The following is a 542-nucleotide window of genomic DNA, read 5'->3' on the forward strand; positions in this document are numbered from 1 at the left end:
CAAAGGCAGGTTCTTTAAGGTAAGGAGGTGATCCAACCGCAGGTTCCCCTACGGTTACCTTGTTACGACTTCACCCCAGTCATGAATCACAAAGTGGTAAGCGCCCTCCCGAAGGTTAAGCTACCTACTTCTTTTGCAACCCACTCCCATGGTGTGACGGGCGGTGTGTACAAGGCCCGGGAACGTATTCACCGTAGCATTCTGATCTACGATTACTAGCGATTCCGACTTCATGGAGTCGAGTTGCAGACTCCAATCCGGACTACGACGCACTTTATGAGGTCCGCTTGCTCTCGCGAGGTCGCTTCTCTTTGTATGCGCCATTGTAGCACGTGTGTAGCCCTACTCGTAAGGGCCATGATGACTTGACGTCATCCCCACCTTCCTCCAGTTTATCACTGGCAGTCTCCTTTGAGTTCCCGGCCGGACCGCTGGCAACAAAGGATAAGGGTTGCGCTCGTTGCGGGACTTAACCCAACATTTCACAACACGAGCTGACGACAGCCATGCAGCACCTGTCTCAGAGTTCCCGAAGGCACCAA

The 542-nt window shown here is 53.3% G+C and carries 1 rRNA gene; it reads right to left on the reverse strand.

The annotated features are described in order from the left end of the window. Positions 1-20: 20 nt before the first annotated feature. Positions 21-542, reverse strand: a 16S ribosomal RNA gene (locus AA74_RS0120070); the annotation flags it as partial.

The organism is Enterobacter sp. 5-4 (assembly GCF_000612205.1).
In the GTDB taxonomy this organism is placed as follows: domain Bacteria; phylum Pseudomonadota; class Gammaproteobacteria; order Enterobacterales; family Enterobacteriaceae; genus Enterobacter; species Enterobacter roggenkampii.